The sequence below is a fragment of the Terribium retamae genome, assembly GCF_022347545.1.
In the GTDB taxonomy this organism is placed as follows: Bacteria; Pseudomonadota; Alphaproteobacteria; order Rhizobiales; family Rhizobiaceae; genus Mesorhizobium; species Mesorhizobium retamae.
Genome location: NZ_JAKREW010000006.1, coordinates 80,997 through 99,971 on the forward strand (window position 1 = coordinate 80,997; position 18,975 = coordinate 99,971).

The window sequence follows — 18,975 nt, forward strand, 5'->3', positions numbered from 1 at the left end:
ACTCGCTTCCTTTTGTGGATTCAATGTAGATATAGATTATAAATTATCTATAATTTACGAAAGGAACATCATGAGCCAGACCCTCACGCTGCGCGGCGTCCAGCCGCGCAAGGCGGCAAGAACTGCTGCGATCATCATCGCGGGCGTCGCCCTGATCACGCTCTGCGCCAAGCTGCGCATCCCGTTCTGGCCGGTGCCGCTCACCCTTTACACACTGGCCGTCATGGGCATCGCAGTTGCCACTGGCCCACGCATGGCGACAGCCACCTTTTTTACCTTCCTGGCGGTCGGTGCTGCCGGATTGCCGGTTTTCTCAGGCTCGCCGGAGCGCGGTGTCGGCTTTGCCTATCTGATGGGGCCGACGGGCGGCTATCTGCTGGGCTATCTCGTCGCCAGCTGGTTGACTGGCCGGCTGGCTGAAGGCCGGCAGATGTTCGGCCGCACCGTGGCCATGCTGGCAGGCCTTGCAGTCACTTACGCAGTCGGCCTCCCCTGGCTCGGCCTCTACATCCCCGCCAAGGATGTCATTCCATTGGGCTTCACCCCGTTCATTCTGGGCGACCTCATAAATATCGCCATGGTTGCCGTCGGCTCGGCGATGATCCCGGCGCGTCTCCTCGGGAGGATCGGTCGGTGACCGCGTCGGCCCCACCGGATCGCTCGTCTCTCATCGAGACGGACGATGTCCGCACCGACTGGACGCAGGCGGAAGCAGAAGCGATCTACGCGATGCCGCTGCCCGACCTGCTCCACCGGGCACAAAACGTTCACCGCAGCCGCTTCGACCCGACCGTGGTCGAAACCGCCAGCCTGCTCAGCGTCAAGACCGGCGGCTGCCCGGAGGATTGCGGCTATTGCTCGCAAAGCGCGCATCACAACACCGGCGTCAAGGCAACCAAGCTGATGGCTGTGGAGCGCGTGATCGAAGATGCAAAGCGCGCCAAAGCTGGCGGCGCGACCCGCTTCTGTATGGGGGCTGCTTGGCGCAGCCCCAAGGACCGCGACATGGATCGTGTCTGCGCCATGATCGAAGGCGTCAGGGCGCTGGGCATGGAAACCTGCGTGACGCTCGGCATGCTCACTACAGCTCAGGTCCAGCGGCTGAACGAAGCAGGCCTCGACTACTACAACCATAACATCGACACCTCTCGGGAATACTATCCCGAGATCGCAACCACCCGCAGCATGGACGACCGCCTGGAGACGCTGGCGTTGGTGCGTTCCGGCGGCATCAAGGTCTGTTCCGGCGGCATTGTCGGCATGGGCGAAACCATGACCGACCGCATCGCGATGCTGGTCATCCTGGCCACCCTGGAAAGGCACCCGGAAAGCGTTCCGATCAACATGTGGAACGAGATCCAGGGTACGCCTGTGATGGCAAAGAGCCAGCCGGTAGAGCCGATCGCCTTCGTGCGGCTGGTGGCGCTGGCGCGCATTCTCATGCCGGAAAGCGTGGTGCGGCTTTCAGCCGGCCGTCACGCCATGAGCGATGAGTTGCAGGCGCTGTGCTTCCAGGCCGGTGCCAATTCGATCTTTACCGGCGACGTGCTTCTGACCACCGGCAACCCGGAGCGCAACAAGGATTTCGCGCTGCTGAAAAAACTCGGCATGCGCACGGCCGAAGCTCCAGTCCATGCAAGCACCCGACCGGGCCAACCCCGCTCTCGGCCATCCCTGCCCTCGCTCGCGACAGACGCGCTTTGAATACCCGCATCGTCGTTACAGGCACCGATACGGATATCGGCAAGACGGTCTTCGCGGCAGGGCTGACCGGCCTGCTTGGCGCATCCTATTGGAAGCCGGTGCAGGCCGGACTTGGCGGCGAGACTGACAGCGATATCGTAGGGCGGCTTGGCGAGATTTCGCCGCGCCGTATCCTGCCCGAGACATGGCGACTTAATACGCCTGCTTCTCCACACCGTGCTGCGGCGATCGACGGCGTCGCTATCGTCCCCGAAGCGTTGATGGTGCCGGAAGTCGACGGGCCACTGGTTATCGAAGGCGCTGGTGGTGTGCTGGTGCCGCTGACACGGACCACCACCTTCGCCGACATCTTCGCGCGTTGGAGATTGCCGGTGGTGCTATGCGCGCGCACTCGGCTCGGCACAATCAACCACACGCTTCTGTCGCTGGAAGCCCTGCGTGCCCGCAATGTTCCGGTTCTAGGCGTTGCCTTTATAGGAGGCGCCGAACCCGAGACCGAAAGCATCATATGCGAGATCGGCAGAACCAGGAAGCTGGGGCGTTTGCCCATGCTCAACCCGCTGACTTCCGCGACGTTGCGACAGGTTTTCACCGCAGCCTTTTCGCCCGACGATTTTCTAAAGGCTTAATCGGCGAATTGCGTTTGATGGAAGATGGATATAGCACGGAACCACTAGCGTGTTGGGACGTTCATGTGCGTTCCCTGCCGAGGCCGGCGTTCTTTTGGCCTCCCTTCCATTTTCAGAAAGGCCTTCCCATGCACAATTTGCTGGCGTTCACGCCTGTCACTGTCACTGCTGAAGTTGGCGACAAGCGCGAAATCTCTTCGCTCTGCGACATGATCGAATTCCTGACCGAGTGGGCCAAGACCGGCGAAAGCAAGACGTGGGAAATTGCGATGAAGGCCTGTAACGCCGCGCAGGCGGGAGAGCTCGACCCTCAGACCGCACGTGAAGCGTTCCTTGTTTTCGCCCGACGTTCGAAGATCCTCGTTCCCGAGGACACCAAAAACATCACCGTGAAGCCCAGCGTTGCAGGGTTTGGTGGATTTGCCCTGTAGCATGACGCCAACGGCCCACGCGCGAATGCTCGAAGTGCAGAGCAGTTTCGCTCCGGCGCAAAACATGTGTTGACTACGCACGCCAACTCATTGATGTGACGGCGCGTGCGGACGTGGCGGAACTGGTAGACGCAAGGGACTTAAAATCCCTCGATCCTCGATCGTACGGGTTCGATTCCCGTCGTCCGCACCACCTCCTTACCACTGCGGCCGCTTACCCGTTCCCTTTCGTGAACGCAGTTGCTAGCCTGTCGTCATGAAAGCGATCGCCCAGAAGCCTTTGGCAACCGCGTTTCTGCTTGGCCTGCCCTTGTTGGCGGCCTGCGGTTCGATGAAATCGGTCGATCCGTCGCAATATGGGTCGATGAATTGCACCGAGCTCAACGTTGCGCTCGGTGAGTTGGCAAAAGGCGTGACGTCCACCGCGATCAGTCGCGGCAATATCTCAAATGCCCGCATCCCGTTCTGGCTGCCTGGCGGACAGAAAGCGGTGTCCGTGCTGAAGGATCGCCGAACTGCCGAGATCGAACGGCTGCAAGCGCAGGAAGCGGCCATCGAAGCAAGCCGAAAACAGCGCTGCCGGGGCGAACTTTAGGGCATTCGGACCGGCAGCAGGTTCCGCTTCCTAGCCGAATAGCGCCGGGTTCAACTTGAGATGTTGCAGCAACAGGATCGTCTTGGCGTCGATGATCCGGCCGTCGGAGATCGCAGCTATCGCATCGTCGACCGGCATTTCGAGCACCTCGATGTCTTCGCCCTCTTCCGGCGCACCGCCGCCTTCCGAAATGCGGTCGGCCGGCGAATAACGCGCTGCGAACAACCAAAGCCGCTCGGTGACGCTGCCTGGGCTCATATAGGGCGTAAGCAAGAGCTTGACGCTGTTCAGCCGGTAGCCCAACTCCTCTTCCGCCTCCTTGCGGATGCATGTCTCAGGGTCGTCCTTGTCCAGCAGTCCAGCACAGACTTCAATCAGCGGTTCCTTATGGCCGGTCACGAAAGCCGGCCAACGGAACTGCCGCACCAGAAGCACCGTGCCTCGGTCGGGATCGAAGGGAAGAATGGCGGCGCCATCGCCGCGGTCGTAGGTTTGGCGCACTTGCGTCTCCCAGACACCATCGCGGCGGCGGTAGTCGAAGGTGGTCTTTTTCAGGATGGCCCAATCGTCGGAAAGGATTTCCTGCGACAGGATACGGATGCGGTCGTCCATGCTTGCCTCGTCTCGGGGGATGGGCTGGGATAACGCGCGAAGCGTCAGACCGCAATGATGCAGGTTGACTAGATCAGCACCTGACTTGCAAACAATCTGGCGGGCAAGACCACTTCAGCTTAGAAGGCCTTCATATCAAAAAATCGGAGCCATAATGACCGCCGCTCTCTTCCAGCCGATTACGCTCGATGGCCTCGACCTGCCGAACCGTATCGCCGTGGCCCCAATGTGCCAATACTCCGCTGATGACGGCTCCGCTACGGACTGGCACCTGTATCACTGGATGAACCTAGCCATGTCGGGCGCCGGCATGATCACCGTTGAAATGACTGATGTCGAGCGCCGCGGCCGCATCTCCCATGGTTGCCTCGGCCTCTATTCGGATCACAATGAGGCCGCGGCCAAGCGCACGCTGGATGCTGCGAGGCGCGTCGCGCTGCCGGGAGCCAAGTTCGGTGTGCAACTCGCCCATGCCGGGCGCAAGGCTTCATGCCAGCGGCCCTGGGAAGGCGGTGGCCCCCTGAAGCCGGAACAGGATCCGTGGCCGGTCGTCTCGGCCTCCGCCATCGCCTACGACACCGGTTGGCAGGTGCCGCACGAACTGAGCGACGAGGAAGTGCTTGGTGTCATCCAACGGTTCGCCGAGGCGGCCAGGCGCGCCGAACGCGCCGGCTTCGATTTCATCGAACTGCACGCGGCCCATGGCTACCTGATCTTCCAGTTCCTGTCGCCGCTCTCCAACCGCCGCACCGACCGTTGGGGCGGCTCGCTGGAAAACCGCATGCGTTTTGCGGTGGAGATCGCAAAGGCGGTGAAGGCGGCAGCACCCAAGCTGATGCTGGGCGCCAGGCTTTCGGTGAAGGAATGGGTCGATGGCGGCTTCGACGTACCGGATGCAATCGAAGTGGCAAAAGCGCTAAAGGACGCTGGGCTCGCTTATCTTTGCTGCTCCAGCGGCGGCAATTCCCCGCTGCAGAAGCTGCCGACCGGCGCGGGCTACCAGGTGCATCTTGGCGAAGCGGTGCGCAAGGCCGTCGGCATCACCACACGCACCGTCGGTCTCATAACCGATCCGGAGCACGCCAATGCTGTCGTCTCCGAGGGCAAGGCCGACATCGTGGCGCTTGGACGCGCTTTCCTGGCCGACCCGCGCTGGGGCTGGCGCGCTGCGGCAAGCCTCGGCGAAAAGATCCAGCCGGCGCCGCAGCTTGCCCGTTCCGTCACCACCATGGAGCATTGGATCCGCGACGAGGATTGAGACTTGCCGGCTAAGGCCGCAAAAGGTTGAAATCTGTTTCAAAGTGCAGGAAAGTCTCGGATGGGAGGAGTGCCGTCACCGGAGGCTTTCATGGCGAAGTTGACCTACAGGATCGTCGAGCATGATGGAGGGTGGGCCTACAAGGTGGGCGACACTTATTCGGAAACCTTTCCAAGCCATTCCGATGCACTTCAAGCGGCCAGGATCGCCTCGTCGGAGCAACAGATCGCCGGTCAGACCGACGGCATCGAATATGAGGATGTCAACGGCAAGTGGCATTCGGAATTGGCCGACGGGCGCGATCGGCCAGAGACCGAAGTGCAGGATGATCCGGCCGCCTGACGCTGAACCGTCTTTAGCTAGAGCATTTTTGTAGCCAAGCGGATTCACTTGGCGTTACAAAAATGCGGCAAAAACAAAAGCTTAGAGCGTTTCCGCGTTTCCGTGAAAAACGGAAACGCTCTAGATGTTCGAGGCGGATACACGGTCGGCGAATGCTCGCTCGGCAATCCGCCGGATGAAAGCGGTGACCTGCTCCGGGCCGATGAACTGGGGCATATGCCCGAGATCTTCCGCAATCTCCAGGTCCAGTCCTTCGATCTTCTGCTTGACCGGCGTGCCCTGCACCTCCAGCGAGATGATCGGATCGACGCCGCCAAACAGCAGCCCTGACGGTACCTTGATCTCGTTGTAGCGTTCCGACAGCCGCGGCAGATCCATCTCGATGACTGTAAAATCGGTTGCGCTGGCGTAGTAGTGGCTCGGACGCAGCCCGATATACCCCCCATTCTCGGTCATGTAGTTTTCCGGTGGCGAATGCGGGGCAAAGATCAGGCCCATCGTTTTCATACCGTATTTCAGTCCCGCCGGCGCTGAGATCGTATGCGCGAGGACGAACCGCTTCAGCGGCGAAGACACGAACAGCGCCTTGAATTCCAGCCTGAGATCGACCTCCTTGTGGGTGAGTGCCGCCAGCAGCACCAGACCTGAGATCGCATCCGGATGTTCTACCGCGATAGCCAGCGCCACCGAACCGCCGAGTGAATGGCCGACAACGACCGGTTTTTCGAGCCCGAGTTTTTCCATGAAGGCGCAGACGATATCGGCCTGTTCCGGCAAGCGCCCGGTCGAACCGCGCGCACGTGTCGAATAACCGGACCCGGGCCGATCGAGCGCGATCAGCCGGTAGCCCGGCCCGAACACCTTGAACAGCGGATGGGTGAAATGGTGCAGCTGTGCGCCGAGCCCGTGCAGGAAAACGATCGGCGGCCCCTCGCCGATGTCGACATAGTGGATGCGGTTGCCGTTGATGTCGATGAACTTTCCGGCCGGTGGCATCGTCCGCTCGACCCATGCGGCGATGCGCCGTGTCTTGAAGACGAAAAAACCGACGATGGCGAGGCAAGCCAGGACAACAGCCCCAAGCAGCCAGAGAAGCGCGGTCAGTAACATCGGCAGCCTGCAAATTGACTATGCCATATCGACTTGCCCCGCTCTCTTCTGTCAAGCAGCGCTATCGCGGCACGGGAGTACGGAGATAAAGGCAGCAGAAAAGCGGACCGTTCGCAGAGCCGAAACGCAAAAATCCGAACCGTTTCCGGTCCGGACTTTCTGCATGTCCTTGAACGCCCCGCCCAAATCAGAGCACGCATTGGAAGAATACTAATCCGGATTACGTGGCGATATACGGCAAATGCCGTATATCCACCGGACGGAGACCGCGGCGGCTCGGTACCATTACACATAGAACGACACCCGCCCCGATTGGCACGGTCGGAGCGGGCGTGCTGTTCGATTGCCGGTTGCCAAGCCGACGATGCACGCCAGACTTGGCGTCGACGCAGGCGATCACCTATCGTGGAAAGCTCGAGCTATACCCGTCGGGATAATATCCGCCATCGCCGCCATTGGAGTTCGGTGTCGCTTCGCCGGTGGCTGCGCGAAGACTCTGCGAGACATCGTCAAGGCGGGCAAGCAACGCACGTGAGCCGTCGCCGCGCGCTGCTTCGTTGCGGATCTCCCGAGCCTGGAACGCCAATTCTCCTGCCTTCGAAGTGTCGATGAGATTGAGCCGCTCGGCATCGCGGATGCCCTGACGGACACCGTCGGCCTGATTGTAGATCGCCCGTGCCATGCCGTTTTCGAAACTGGATACCGCAATCGCATGCGTGGTCACGCGGGCATGATGATGTTCAGCGGCAAATGCACCGTCAGCAACCGGAAACAATGCAACGACGGAGGCAAGAATAAGTCTGGATGAGATAGGAGACATGATTGTTCCTCTGCGATTGAGAACAAGCAACGTCCGCTCCGCAGCCCGTTCCGCTGCTGGATCGTCTGGTTCCACCTGTCGCGATTTTTGCTTTCCTCGCCGGAAGTTCCCGATCCGCCAAAAGAAATGCGCCCTCCTCAACGGCGTTCCCACCTCACGGAAATATCATCCGCTGTGATCAACCCGAGATGAAATACCAGCACCAGGAGGTCGGAGTGCTTGCCGACCGGATAAAAAAGCGGGCGGCGCTTGCGAGCCGCCCGCCTGCCATGTGCCGGCCGTGAGACGCTCAGCCGTGCAGCCTGGCAGTGATTTCAGCCACCCGCTTGCCCTGGAAGCGCGCGCCGTCCAATTCCTGCGCCGATGGCTGGCGCGAGCCATCACCGTCGGATGTGGTGGTCATGCCATATGGCGCACCGCCGCGCACCACATCATTGCCCATCTGATCCTGATACGCATAAGACAGCGGCACGATGATCATGCCATGGTGCTGCAGGGAGACCTGCGTGCTGATCAGCGCAAACTCCGCGCCGCCATGTTGCGTGGCTGTGGAGGACATCACCGACGCAACCTTGTTGACCAACGCGCCGCGGGCCCAGAGCGGGCCGGTCTGATCCAGGAAATTCTTGATCTGCGCGGCCATGTTGCCGTAGCGGGTCGAGACACCGAAGATGATCGCATCATAATTTTCCAGTTCGAGCGGATCGGCGATCGGCGCATCCTGATCGAGCTTGTAGTGAGCGGCCTTTGCGACTGCTTCCGGCACCAGTTCAGGTACCCGCTTGATCGTGACATCGGCGCCAGCTTCCCGTGCACCCTCGGCAGCGGCCTTGGCCATCTGCTCCATATGTCCCCAGCTCGAATAATAAAGTACCAGTACCTTTGCCATGCGCGCAACTCCTTGCGGTGTTTCCGGGAAACGGCCCGTCCCCCAGCGCCGCAATCTAGTGCGCGGACCGTTCACCGAAAGCAGGCAATTCTGACACGCACTGTTCACCGTTTCAGAAGCATTGCCCGTACCCAGCCGCCGCGCTATTTCGACGGCATCCCATCCGGAGTGCGCCATGCCAGATATTGTCACAGCCGCCATGATCGTCATCGGCGACGAAATCCTCTCCGGTCGGACCAAGGACAAGAATATCGGACACCTGGCAGACATGATGACGGCGATCGGCATCGATCTGAAGGAAGTCCGGGTCGTTCCCGACGAGGAAGATGAGATCGTCGATGCCGTCAACGCGCTGCGTGCCCGCTATACCTATGTCTTCACCACCGGCGGGATTGGGCCGACACATGACGACATCACCGCGGACTCGATTGCCAAGGCCTTCGGCGTGCCGTGCGAGTATGATGCAAAGGCACTTGCACTGCTTGCCGCCAGCTATGAACAGCGCGGCATCGAATTCAATGACGCCCGCAAGCGCATGGCACGCATGCCGCGCGGTGCCGAGCATATCGACAATCCCGTTTCGGTGGCGCCTGGCTTCCGGATCGGCAATGTTCACGTGATGGCCGGCGTGCCCTCGATATTCCAGGCGATGCTGGACAATGTCGTGCCAACGCTGAAAACCGGAACCAAGCTGCTCTCCGCCACCGTGCAGTGCCCGTATGGCGAGGGTCGTATCGGCGGACCACTCGCCGAAATCCAGAAGGCGCATCCCGACACCATCATCGGCTCTTATCCGAAATATGCCGACGGTGCGTTCTGGACGGAATTGGTTGTGCGTGCCCGGTCGCCCAAAGTGCTGGAAGCCGTCCGCGCCGAAATCGAAGCCATGGTGCAAGGGCTCGCCAAAGACGGTTGAGCCCGCTGGCCGGGCGGGAACCTGTCCTGTATCCTCAGCGTTCTATCCGGGCCCGCTCATGACGGCGGTGCGAGCGTGCAGCAGGAGGGTTCCATGTCATTCAAGACCATCGTTGCCATCGTGCAGAGCGAACAGGACGCCGAGCGCGTTCTGGACGGCGCGATCGCGCTCGCTTCCCGCTTCGGCGCGCACATAATCGGGGTCCACGCGGAAGCCCTGCCGATGCCATATACGTCGGCAACCGGCTTCCCCGATACAGAGTTCATGCAAGTCTCGGCGGATCTCAACAAGGAGCGGTCGGCGAAGCTGCGAACCCTCTTCCAGAAGAAACTGCAGCCCTCCGGTCTCTCCTTCGAATGGCGGGCCGAGGAGACCTTTTCCGGCGACAGCGCGCTTTCCAGCCTCGCCAGCGTGCGCGCGGCTGATATCGTGGTGGCGGCGCAGCGCGAGGCTGGCAGCGATACCAACGCCGATATCGGTTCGCTCGTCTACGACGCCGGCCGGCCAGTATTCGTTGTGCCTCATGCAGGGCCCGTTGCTGCGAGCTTTCGCCATATCATGCTTGCGTGGAACGGCAGCCGTGAAGCGGCGCGGGCAGCTTTCGACGCCCTGCCCTTCATGATCGAAGCCGAAAAAGTCGAGATCTTCGTGGTCGATCCTGACGAAGACAGCGACGACGAGGGATTGGCAGGCGTGGGCATCGCCGCCGCCCTGACCCGTCACGGCGTGAAGGCCAGCGTGGCGACGCGGCAGACAAAGGGTGGCACTGTCGAGGACGCGGTTCAGAACCGCCTCATCGAAACCGGAGCTGATATGATCGTGATCGGGGCCTACAGCCATTCCTGGCTGCACCGATTGCTCTATGGCGGCGTAACGCGGACGGTACTGCGCTCTTCACCGGTAACCGCTTTCCTGTCGAGGTAAGGATCACCACTGCCCTGAACGTCGATCCATCGCGCGACTCGCATCGAGACCGTGTGGATATCTCGCGCAACATACGTGCCTGCGCACGTGCCACTTGCCAAAGGCGCAGCTTTCCGGCTAATTCCGCCCGCATTCCTTAGATCCTGCGCGCGGCTGGCGCGCCCGTGGAGTGCCCGATGTCCCTTCCCGAAAAGGCCTTTCCCGTTTCCTGGGACCAATTCCATCGCGACGCGCGTGCGCTCGCCTGGCGACTGTCCGGTGTCAACGGGCAATGGAAGGCGATCGTCTGCATCACCCGCGGAGGCCTGGTGCCTGCGGCGATCATTTCGCGCGAACTCGGCATCCGCATCATCGAGACGGTATGTGTGGCCTCCTATCACGATTATACGTCCCAAGGGCAGCTGAAAGTGCTGAAACAGATCGAGCCTTCCCTGCTTGCCGATGACGGCGCCGGCGTGCTCATCATCGACGACCTCACGGATACGGGCAAGACCGCTGGTGTCGTGCGCGCGATGATGCCGAAAGCGCATTTCGCCACCGTTTATGCCAAGCCGAAGGGCCGCCCGCTGGTCGATACCTTCGTTACCGAGGTCAGTCAGGACACCTGGATCTACTTCCCCTGGGACATGGGCTTCACCTATCAGAAGCCGATCGCCGACGACCACGTCGGCTGAGCCGATCAGTCATTTTTTGCTGCTTGAGCCGCGGTCGACCAGTTTGCGCATCCGAATCAGGAATGTGCAGATGGGGCTCAACGTGCAGTCATTTGCCATCCGCAAGGTGGGATCATCCCGTTCTGCGGTCTCGCTTGCACAGTTTTTTCTGCTTCCATGCGCATTTCGCGACAGTTCTGTGCGGTTTTTACTTTTGTTTCGCAAAATAGCGTCCATATTTCGTGAGACGGCAAAGAAGTTTCGGTTTCTTGGCAGTGACTTTCGAATGCTGAATGGACCTTTGGAAAACGCCAATCTGGCTGAACGGGTAAGGAAACTGTTCGGCACGGTGCCCTTGCGGCTTCAAGTGGCTGCCCTGCCTTGGCGCCGGCAAGCCGGTTCCATCGAAGTCATGCTGATCACAAGCCGCGATACCGGCCGATGGGTTTTGCCCAAGGGCTGGCCGGAAGCGCGTGAACCACTCTGCGAGGCAGCCGCCCGCGAAGCCGGAGAAGAGGCTGGATTGACCGGCACCGTCTCGACGATGGAAGCCGGCCGCTATTTCTATGCGAAGGCGCTTTCCACCGGCCAACAAGTGCCATGCGAGGTGCTGGTGTTTCCGCTCAAGGTCACCAACGTTGCCGCCAAATGGAAGGAACGGCACGAGCGCGAGCGCAAATGGGTGACACCCATGCAAGCCGCGCGCATGGTCAACGAGCCGGACCTTAGCCAGATCATCGCGTTTTTCGGAGAAAACCCGAAACGATTCGCAGCCTGATCCCCGGCTGCCGCCTCCGGCGGAACCAAGACGGTTCCGTCGAGTTTAGTGTCGTCTTTGTCTCGGGCTGAGCTGGAGATGGGCGATCTCGCTTTATGACAGTGCTTCCGGTCTGGTGCGGCGCATCTACGAAAGCCGGATCGACGCACCGCCCATCCTTGATACCGTGGTCGATTTCCCCAACGCGGAACGTTTCACCGAAGCATGGCAGGCAATTCGTGACGAGGCGCTTGCCGTGCGGATGGAAACAGTGCCGCGCTTCCATGAAATCATGCCTGAACAGGCTGATATATCCGCGAATGACGGGCTGGATTGGCGCATGTTCGTGCTGAAGGCCTACGACGTCGGCGTCCCGGAAAATCTCGCGCGCATGCCGGTGTTAAGCACCATCCTCGCAGGCTGCCCGGAGGTCAAATCTGCCACCGTTTCCTTCCTGGCCCCGCACAAGCATATTCCCCGTCATCGCGGTCCGTTCCGCGGCATCATGCGCTTCCATCTCGGCCTGCAGATACCGCGCCTGCCCGACGGCCGACCGGCCGCGATCATGATGATCAACGGTGAAGACCACCGTATTTCGGATGGCGAATGCCTGCTGTGGGACGACACCTATCCACACGAGGTCATCAACCTTTCCGACAAGCCGCGTGTGGCTCTGCTTCTGGATGTATGGCGCCCCCACATGCCACCCGACATGGAAGTTCTGTCGCGCGCCATCGTCGGTTTCGTTCAGTTGGGCATGCGTTATCGCGGCGTGTCTTATTCGGCCTGAGCCTGCTGAAGCAGGTCGCATAAAAGCGTGCCGCGGTTTTTGCGATAACGACATGTGTAAAACGATAGACCTGATGCGCAAGGAGCGAATCTGAATGATCGCGACGCGCCTTCGAGCGTTTCCGTTTTTCACGGAAACGCCGAAACGCTCTAAGTTTTTGTTTTCGTCGCATTTTTGTAACGCCAAGTGATTCCACTTGGCTACAAAATGCTCTAGGCGACAGACTTGCCAGCTTCGTCAGGCGCCACGCGCTTCGGCGAACTACCGGAAACCGAGGGCCCCTTGCCCGACCAGTCGCGCAACATCTTGAGCGCCGCCGCCTTCAGCGGTTTCCATTCCAGGTTACCACCTTCGCGAAGTTCGTCATCCCACTGCTGGGACAGGGCCACATTCTCGAAACCGCTTTCGGGGTCATCTTCGCTCAACGGCCATTGCGTCTGCGTGGGACCTGGCACAAACAGGCCACCCATCGGGGCCGGGGCATAGTCGCAGACCGCAGGGTCGCAGCATTCGTCGACCAGCGCGGCGAGCAAGACGAGTGACGGAGCAACAAACAGCCCGACGACCTCGCAGTCGACAGACTTGCGGACGAAATAGGCTTTCAACTGTCACCCCAACACGTGACGGCTGTTCCCTCTCAGCCATACTCCCCCGCGCCTCTTTTACGCACACGGGCCAAACAAGCAAGCCGTTGCGGGCAAAATCCTGACGCAACCGGTCATTTTGCCGGGAGCATTTTCTCCCCATTATCCACATATGTGACACACAATATGTTGGGGTCACAAAATCTACAAAAACGAACCCTTGACGCTTCGGGGCGAGTCGACTTTTATAGGTCATGTGCTCGCGTTTCGGGCGCGACCGGAAAGTTTAGAGCCCGGTCTTTTTTCCAGGAATTTGTGCGTTTTCGCTCGTTTTCCGCCTTAACCACAGGGCCGGCGGAGGCGTGCTTTTCGTCGAGCGAGAAACACTGAAAAGGAGACTTTTACGGCTGGAATAAATGACCTGTTAACACTATATTTAGTGTTTGCAGCGAAGCTCAGCCCTAGATAATGTAAAGGCCCTCGGACGAGGGAATCGGAAATTCTAGAGATTTGAGGGACCCGCGCCGGTCCGTCGACAGGCTGAAAAAAGGCTTCGCAGAAGCGGAGAACAGCAGGTCGACAGCAGGGTGCGGAGAGGAACCCCGGCTGTTGCGAGGCAGCCGGAAAGCTGGGACGTGCGCTTTTTGGGAAGGGACCGGGAAATCTCCCGCGAAAAGCGCTATATATAGACGAGAAGGAACCACGACGATGCGCATTGAGCGGCGTTTCACCAAGCAAGGACAATCGGCCTATGCGGAGATCGAATTCCGCAAGGCGCTTTCCGAGATCAAGAATCCGGATGGCTCCGTGGTGTTCCGCCTCGACGACATCGATGTGCCCGCGCAATTCTCGCAGGTTGCTGCCGACATCCTGGCGCAGAAGTATTTCCGCAAGGCCGGCGTTCCGGCACGCCTGAAGAAGGTCGAGGAAAACGACGTCCCCTCGTTCCTCTGGCGTTCCGTCGCCGATGAAGCCGAGCTGGCCAAACTGCCTGAGAACGAGCGCTATGGTTCCGAGCGCGACGCCCGCCAGGTCTTCGATCGTCTTGCCGGCACCTGGACCTACTGGGGCTGGAAGGGCGGCTATTTCGCGTCCGAGGAAGATGCAGCCGCCTTCCGCGACGAACTCGCCTATATGCTCGCCACCCAGCGCGTGGCACCCAATTCGCCGCAGTGGTTCAACACCGGCCTGCATTGGGCATATGGCATCGATGGCCCCGGCCAGGGCCACTATTATGTCGACCCATTCACCGGCAAGCTAACCAAGTCGAAGTCCGCTTACGAACATCCGCAGCCGCATGCCTGCTTCATTCAGTCGGTCGGTGACGATCTCGTCAATGAAGGCGGCATCATGGACCTGTGGGTGCGTGAAGCACGCCTGTTCAAATACGGCTCGGGCACCGGCTCGAACTTCTCCTACCTGCGTGGCGAGGGCGAAAAGCTGTCGGGCGGCGGCAAGTCGTCCGGCCTGATGAGCTTCCTGAAGATCGGCGACCGCGCAGCGGGCGCGATCAAGTCCGGCGGCACGACGCGCCGCGCCGCCAAGATGGTCATCGTCGACGCCGACCATCCGGATATCGAATCCTTCATCGACTGGAAGGTGAAGGAAGAGCAGAAGGTCGCCTCGCTGGTCGCCGGCTCCAAGATCGTCAAGAAGCATCTCGACGCCATCATGAAGGCCTGCGTCAACTGCGAAGGCCAGGATGACGACTGCTTCGACCCGGCCATCAACACAGCGCTCAAGCGCGAGATCAAGGCCGCCAAGAAGAATGCCGTGCCGGAAAACTACATCCAACGCGTCATCCAGTTCGCACGCCAGGGTTACACCGCGCTCGACTTCAAGACCTATGACACCGACTGGGATTCGGAAGCGTATCTGACCGTCTCCGGCCAGAACTCGAACAATTCGGTCTCGCTGAAGGACGATTTCCTGCGTGCCGTGGAAGCCGACGGCGACTGGAACCTGATCCGCCGTATCGACGGCAAGGTGCACAAGACGCTGAAGGCCCGCGACCTCTGGGAAAAGATCGGCTACGCCGCCTGGGCTTCGGCCGATCCGGGCCTGCACTTCAACACCACCATGAACGACTGGCACACCTGCGCTTCGGCGGGCGCCATCCGCGCATCCAACCCGTGCTCGGAATACATGTTCCTGGACGACACGGCCTGTAACCTCGCCTCCATCAATCTCCTTCCCTATCGCCTGGAGAATGGCGAGATCGACATCGCAGCCTATGAGCACACCACGCGTCTGTGGACCATCGTGCTCGAAATCTCTGTGATGATGGCGCAGTTCCCGTCCAAGGAGATCGCCAAGCTCTCCTACGAATACCGCACGCTCGGCCTCGGTTACGCCAATATCGGTGGCCTGCTGATGACCTCCGGCATTCCTTATGACTCGGACGAAGGCCGCGCCATCTGCGCAGCTTTGACCGCGATCATGACCGGTGTCGCCTACGCCACTTCGGCCGAAATGGCCTCCGAACTCGGCGCCTTCCCGGACTATGACCGCAACGCCGACAACATGCTGCGCGTCATGCGCAACCATCGCCGCGCCGCTTATGGCGATAAGGATGGCTACGAGAAGCTGGCCGTCAACCCCGTTCCGCTCGTCCATGCCGATCTGTTACAGACCGAACTCGGCCAGCACGCCAAGGCAGCATGGGACCGCGCCATCGAACTCGGCGAGGAGCACGGCTATCGCAATGCGCAGGCAACCGTTATCGCGCCGACCGGCACGATCGGCCTGGTGATGGATTGCGACACCACCGGCATCGAGCCCGACTTCGCGCTGGTGAAGTTCAAGAAGCTGGCCGGCGGCGGCTATTTCAAGATCATCAACCGCGCCGTGCCGGAAGCACTGCGCACGCTGGGCTATTCGGAGAGCCAGATCGCCGAGATCGAGGCCTATGCCGTCGGTCACGGCAACCTCAACCAGGCGCCCGGTATCAACCCGTCATCGCTGAAGGCCAAGGGCTTCACCGACGAGAAGATCGAGGCGGTGAACGCGGCTCTCAAGAGCGCCTTCGATATCAAGTTCGTCTTCAACCAGTGGACGCTCGGCGCCGACTGGGTGAAGGAGACCTTCGGTTTCACCGACGAGCAGCTCGGCGACTTCTCCTTCGAGATGCTGCCGGCGCTCGGCTTCTCCAGGAAGGAGATCGAGGCTGCCAACGTCCATGTCTGCGGTGCGATGACGCTGGAAGGGGCGCCTTTCCTCAAGGTCGAGCACTATGCGGTGTTCGATTGCGCCAATCCCTGCGGCAAGATCGGCAAGCGCTACCTGTCGGTGGAAAGCCACATCCGCATGATGGCGGCAGCCCAGCCTTTCATCTCGGGCGCCATCTCCAAGACCATCAACATGCCGAACGAAGCGACGGTCGAAGACGCCAAGAGCGCCTACATGTTGTCGTGGAAGCTGGCGCTGAAGGCCAACGCGCTTTACCGCGACGGCTCGAAGCTGTCGCAGCCGCTCAATGCCTCGCTGATCGCCGATGACGACGAGGACGAAGACGATGCCGTCGAGGCGCTGATCGCCGCGCCTGCTGCCGCCAAGGCCGTGCAGGTGACGGAAAAGATCGTCGAGCGCGTAGTGGAGCGTCTCTACCGCGACCGCGAAAAACTGCCGAACCGCCGCAAGGGCTACACCCAGAAGGCGATCGTCGGCGGCCACAAGGTCTATCTGCGCACCGGCGAATTCGACGATGGCCGCCTCGGCGAGATCTTCATCGACATGCACAAGGAAGGCGCCGCCTTCCGTGCCATGATGAACAACTTCGCCATCGCCATCTCGCTGGGTCTCCAGTACGGCGTGCCGCTGGACGAATATGTCGAGGCCTTCACCTTCACCAAGTTCGAGCCGGCCGGCATGGTCGTCGGCAACGACGCCATCAAGAACGCCACCTCGATCCTCGACTATGTGTTCCGCGAACTGGCGGTTTCCTACCTGTCGCGTCACGACCTTGCCCATGTCGACCAGTCGGATCTCGACAAGACCTCGCTCGGCAAGGGCATCACCGAAGGCAAGACGACCCCCTTCTCCAAGGGCCTCTATCGCGGCGCCTCGCCGGTGAAGCTGGTGTCGAACCTCGGCGCCGAGCCGAAGGGTTTTGGTGGCAGCCAGGCGCCTGCGGCCCCTGCCCGCCCGGCATCGACCGCCTTCGCAGGCTCCAACGTGCTGGCGCTGAAGCCGAGCGCCGACGACGCGCTCGCCTACAAGCGCGACTATGAGGAGCGCGCCAAGGAACTGGCCGAGGACATCGCTTTCGAAGAAGTCACCGAGGAAGAAACCCCGACGTCGGCGCTGTTCACCGACGCGGCCGCGCATGAAGCCGCGGAGGCGAAGAAGCTCGCCGCCGACCGCCGCGCCAAGTCGCTGCTGCAGGGCTACACCGGCAACAGCTGCTCCGAGTGCCAGAACTTCACGATGGTGCGCAACGGCACCTGCGAGAAGTGCGACACCTGCGGCGCCACGAGCGGGTGCAGCTGATTGTCAAAAGGGTAAACTTGACCGGGATACATCGTATCCTTCCTGAAAAAGCCTCCGTCGCGAAAGTGACGGAGGTTTTTTGTTGTCCCGATTCAACACCACCCCAAAGACATTAGTCATCTCCCGACCTTCGCCTCGACAGATTTGGGCTCAACGGCCCGAAAGCGCTTGCATAATCCGACCGGTCGGTCAATAATACCGCAAAAGAAGAATTTTGGCCGCCTGCGGCCTGGGAACGCATAGTTCAAAACCCGGGAGGAAACTGATGAACTTTGCCTTGAGGACCGCCGCAGCAGTGCTTCTGCTCGGTGCGGCATCGCCTGCCCTTGCCGATATCAAGATCGGAGCAACAGTTTCGGAAACGGGCCCTGCCTCGTCGCTGGGCGACCCGGAGGCCAAGACGTTGCGCATGCTGGTGGAAGAGATCAACGCCGCTGGAGGCGTGCTGGGGGAAAAGATCGAGCTGGTCGCCTATGACGACGCCGGCGACCCGAACAAGGCACGCACCTTTGCAACACGCCTGATCGAAGACGACGAGGTCGTTGCCATCATAGGCGGCTCCACGACAGGCACCACCATGTCGATCATGCAAGTGGTGGCGGATGCGGAGATCCCCTTCATCTCGCTGGCCGGCGCGATCGAGATCGTCGATCCCGTGCAGCAGTGGACGTTCAAGACGCCGCACACCGACCGCATGGCCTGCGCCAAGATCTTCGAGAACATGAAAGCCGCAGGCGTCACCAAGATCGGCATGATCTCAGGTTCCGACGGCTTCGGTGCCTCCATGCACAAGCAGTGCCTGCAGATCATCGGCGACTACGGCATCGAGGTGCTGATCGACGAGACCTATGGCCCCAACGACGCCGACATGACGCCGCAGCTCACCAACATCCGCGGCAAGGAAGGTGTACAGGCGATCCTCAACGCCGGCTTCGGACAGGGCCCGGCCATCGTAACGCGCAATTACGGCCAGCTCGGCATCAAGACGCCGCTCTACCAGTCCCACGGTGTCGCTTCCAAAGCCTTCATCGAGCTTGCCGGGCCGGCATCCAACGGCGTCAAGCTGCCCGGCACGGCCATCCTGGTCGCCAACCTGCTCAAGCAGGACGATCCGCAATACGCCGTGGTTAGCGCCTACAAGAAGGCCTATGAGGAGAAGACCGGTTCGCCCGCCTCGACCTTCGGCGGCTATGCGCATGACGCGTTGCGGCTTCTGGTCGACTCCATCGGCCGCGCAGGCAAGGCCGAGCCGGCCGCAATTCGCGATGCCATCGAGCAGACCAAGGGTTTTGTCGGCGTGACCGGCGTGGTGAACATGTCGGCCACCGATCATCTCGGCCTCGATCTCACGGCCTTCCGCATGCTCGAGATCAAGGATGGTGACTGGGCGCTGGCGCAGTAACAGGCCCACGCACGGACAACGGCGCGGCACTGGCTGCCGCGCTTCCTGCCCTCACGACAAGCGGAAGGGGT

General features: G+C 60.8%; 19 protein-coding genes and 1 tRNA gene. 15 read left to right on the plus strand and 5 right to left on the minus strand.

The features are described from left to right. Nucleotides 1–70 precede the first annotated feature (70 nt). The 6 genes from L4923_RS09170 (at nucleotide 71) to L4923_RS09195 (ending at nucleotide 3,359) form a co-directional block, all read left to right on the plus strand. Complete coding sequence (locus L4923_RS09170; RefSeq protein ID WP_239363920.1) at nucleotides 71–637, plus strand: biotin transporter BioY; 567 nt, start codon at nucleotides 71–73, stop codon at nucleotides 635–637. Then, nucleotides 634–1,704, plus strand: coding sequence for a biotin synthase BioB (gene bioB / locus L4923_RS09175; RefSeq protein WP_343302895.1), 1,071 nt, complete (start codon nucleotides 634–636; stop codon nucleotides 1,702–1,704). Before L4923_RS09170 ends, bioB begins: the two co-directional genes overlap by 4 nt. After that, nucleotides 1,701–2,333: a dethiobiotin synthase gene (bioD, locus tag L4923_RS09180; RefSeq protein WP_239363921.1), complete on the plus strand. Its 633-nt coding sequence runs from the start codon at nucleotides 1,701–1,703 to the stop codon at nucleotides 2,331–2,333. Before bioB ends, bioD begins: the two co-directional genes overlap by 4 nt. A gap of 65 nt (nucleotides 2,334–2,398) precedes the next feature. Next, the gene (locus tag L4923_RS09185; protein ID WP_239363922.1) at nucleotides 2,399–2,764 is read left to right on the plus strand and encodes a DUF982 domain-containing protein; all 366 of its coding nucleotides are present in this window, start codon (nucleotides 2,399–2,401) and stop codon (nucleotides 2,762–2,764) included. 107 nt (nucleotides 2,765–2,871) lie between these two features. Then, a tRNA-Leu gene (locus tag L4923_RS09190) sits at nucleotides 2,872–2,957 on the plus strand. 63 nt (nucleotides 2,958–3,020) lie between these two features. Beyond that, the gene (locus L4923_RS09195) at nucleotides 3,021–3,359 is read left to right on the plus strand and encodes a restriction endonuclease subunit S domain-containing protein (protein ID WP_239363923.1); all 339 of its coding nucleotides are present in this window, start codon (nucleotides 3,021–3,023) and stop codon (nucleotides 3,357–3,359) included. Between the two features lie 30 nt (nucleotides 3,360–3,389). Here L4923_RS09195 and L4923_RS09200 read toward each other — a convergent pair whose 3' ends face one another. Then, complete coding sequence (locus L4923_RS09200) at nucleotides 3,390–3,971, minus strand: NUDIX domain-containing protein (RefSeq protein ID WP_239363924.1); 582 nt, start codon at nucleotides 3,969–3,971, stop codon at nucleotides 3,390–3,392. A gap of 154 nt (nucleotides 3,972–4,125) precedes the next feature. Between L4923_RS09200 and L4923_RS09205 the strand changes: the two genes are divergently transcribed. Together L4923_RS09205 and L4923_RS09210 are read left to right on the plus strand one after the other, a co-directional pair. After that, on the plus strand, nucleotides 4,126–5,229 hold the full coding sequence (locus L4923_RS09205; protein WP_239363925.1) for an NADH:flavin oxidoreductase/NADH oxidase: 1,104 nt from the start codon (nucleotides 4,126–4,128) through the stop codon (nucleotides 5,227–5,229). 90 nt (nucleotides 5,230–5,319) lie between these two features. Beyond that, on the plus strand, nucleotides 5,320–5,571 hold the full coding sequence (locus L4923_RS09210; RefSeq protein ID WP_239363926.1) for a DUF2188 domain-containing protein: 252 nt from the start codon (nucleotides 5,320–5,322) through the stop codon (nucleotides 5,569–5,571). A gap of 120 nt (nucleotides 5,572–5,691) precedes the next feature. Here the strand turns inward: L4923_RS09210 and L4923_RS09215 are convergent, their stop codons facing one another. From L4923_RS09215 to wrbA, 3 genes are all read right to left on the minus strand, one after another. Next, nucleotides 5,692–6,681, minus strand: coding sequence for an alpha/beta fold hydrolase (locus L4923_RS09215; RefSeq protein WP_239363928.1), 990 nt, complete (start codon nucleotides 6,679–6,681; stop codon nucleotides 5,692–5,694). A 400-nt stretch (nucleotides 6,682–7,081) separates the two neighbouring features. Further along, nucleotides 7,082–7,501: a hypothetical protein gene (locus tag L4923_RS09220; RefSeq protein ID WP_239363931.1), complete on the minus strand. Its 420-nt coding sequence runs from the start codon at nucleotides 7,499–7,501 to the stop codon at nucleotides 7,082–7,084. A 289-nt stretch (nucleotides 7,502–7,790) separates the two neighbouring features. After that, nucleotides 7,791–8,390 (minus strand): NAD(P)H:quinone oxidoreductase type IV, encoded by a 600-nt coding sequence (gene wrbA / locus L4923_RS09225; protein WP_239363933.1) that lies wholly within the window; start codon nucleotides 8,388–8,390, stop codon nucleotides 7,791–7,793. A gap of 175 nt (nucleotides 8,391–8,565) precedes the next feature. Here wrbA and L4923_RS09230 point away from each other — a divergent pair, with 175 nt between their 5' ends. From L4923_RS09230 to L4923_RS09250, 5 genes are all read left to right on the plus strand, one after another. Then, the gene (locus L4923_RS09230; RefSeq protein WP_239363935.1) at nucleotides 8,566–9,306 is read left to right on the plus strand and encodes a competence/damage-inducible protein A; all 741 of its coding nucleotides are present in this window, start codon (nucleotides 8,566–8,568) and stop codon (nucleotides 9,304–9,306) included. A gap of 93 nt (nucleotides 9,307–9,399) precedes the next feature. Next, nucleotides 9,400–10,230 (plus strand): universal stress protein, encoded by an 831-nt coding sequence (locus L4923_RS09235; protein WP_239363937.1) that lies wholly within the window; start codon nucleotides 9,400–9,402, stop codon nucleotides 10,228–10,230. 176 nt (nucleotides 10,231–10,406) lie between these two features. Beyond that, a complete protein-coding gene (gene gpt, locus L4923_RS09240; protein WP_239363938.1) occupies nucleotides 10,407–10,904 on the plus strand; it encodes a xanthine phosphoribosyltransferase in 498 nt (165 codons plus the stop codon). 265 nt (nucleotides 10,905–11,169) lie between these two features. Then, entirely contained in the window at nucleotides 11,170–11,661 is a 492-nt protein-coding gene (locus L4923_RS09245; protein WP_239363939.1) for an NUDIX hydrolase, read from the plus strand. Nucleotides 11,662–11,776: 115 nt separating this feature from the next. Then, entirely contained in the window at nucleotides 11,777–12,430 is a 654-nt protein-coding gene (locus L4923_RS09250) for an aspartyl/asparaginyl beta-hydroxylase domain-containing protein (protein ID WP_239363940.1), read from the plus strand. A gap of 212 nt (nucleotides 12,431–12,642) precedes the next feature. Here the strand turns inward: L4923_RS09250 and L4923_RS09255 are convergent, their stop codons facing one another. Then, entirely contained in the window at nucleotides 12,643–13,035 is a 393-nt protein-coding gene (locus tag L4923_RS09255; protein ID WP_239363943.1) for a hypothetical protein, read from the minus strand. A gap of 687 nt (nucleotides 13,036–13,722) precedes the next feature. Between L4923_RS09255 and L4923_RS09260 the strand changes: the two genes are divergently transcribed. Continuing rightward, entirely contained in the window at nucleotides 13,723–17,502 is a 3,780-nt protein-coding gene (locus L4923_RS09260; protein WP_239363946.1) for a vitamin B12-dependent ribonucleotide reductase, read from the plus strand. 265 nt (nucleotides 17,503–17,767) lie between these two features. Then, nucleotides 17,768–18,904: an ABC transporter substrate-binding protein gene (locus L4923_RS09265; protein ID WP_239363948.1), complete on the plus strand. Its 1,137-nt coding sequence runs from the start codon at nucleotides 17,768–17,770 to the stop codon at nucleotides 18,902–18,904. Nucleotides 18,905–18,975: the final 71 nt, after the last annotated feature.

Coding starts and splice junctions, on each gene's coding strand:
- L4923_RS09265 (WP_239363948.1), top strand. CDS start 17,768: ATGAACTTTGCCTTGAGGACCGCCGCAGCAGTGCTTCTGCTCGGTGCG.
- wrbA (WP_239363933.1), bottom strand. CDS start 8,390: ATGGCAAAGGTACTGGTACTTTATTATTCGAGCTGGGGACATATGGAG.
- L4923_RS09260 (WP_239363946.1), top strand. CDS start 13,723: ATGCGCATTGAGCGGCGTTTCACCAAGCAAGGACAATCGGCCTATGCG.
- L4923_RS09205 (WP_239363925.1), top strand. CDS start 4,126: ATGACCGCCGCTCTCTTCCAGCCGATTACGCTCGATGGCCTCGACCTG.
- L4923_RS09195 (WP_239363923.1), top strand. CDS start 3,021: ATGAAAGCGATCGCCCAGAAGCCTTTGGCAACCGCGTTTCTGCTTGGC.
- gpt (WP_239363938.1), top strand. CDS start 10,407: ATGTCCCTTCCCGAAAAGGCCTTTCCCGTTTCCTGGGACCAATTCCAT.
- L4923_RS09230 (WP_239363935.1), top strand. CDS start 8,566: ATGCCAGATATTGTCACAGCCGCCATGATCGTCATCGGCGACGAAATC.
- L4923_RS09220 (WP_239363931.1), bottom strand. CDS start 7,501: ATGTCTCCTATCTCATCCAGACTTATTCTTGCCTCCGTCGTTGCATTG.
- L4923_RS09215 (WP_239363928.1), bottom strand. CDS start 6,681: ATGTTACTGACCGCGCTTCTCTGGCTGCTTGGGGCTGTTGTCCTGGCT.
- L4923_RS09235 (WP_239363937.1), top strand. CDS start 9,400: ATGTCATTCAAGACCATCGTTGCCATCGTGCAGAGCGAACAGGACGCC.
- L4923_RS09170 (WP_239363920.1), top strand. CDS start 71: ATGAGCCAGACCCTCACGCTGCGCGGCGTCCAGCCGCGCAAGGCGGCA.
- L4923_RS09200 (WP_239363924.1), bottom strand. CDS start 3,971: ATGGACGACCGCATCCGTATCCTGTCGCAGGAAATCCTTTCCGACGAT.
- L4923_RS09210 (WP_239363926.1), top strand. CDS start 5,320: ATGGCGAAGTTGACCTACAGGATCGTCGAGCATGATGGAGGGTGGGCC.
- L4923_RS09245 (WP_239363939.1), top strand. CDS start 11,170: ATGCTGAATGGACCTTTGGAAAACGCCAATCTGGCTGAACGGGTAAGG.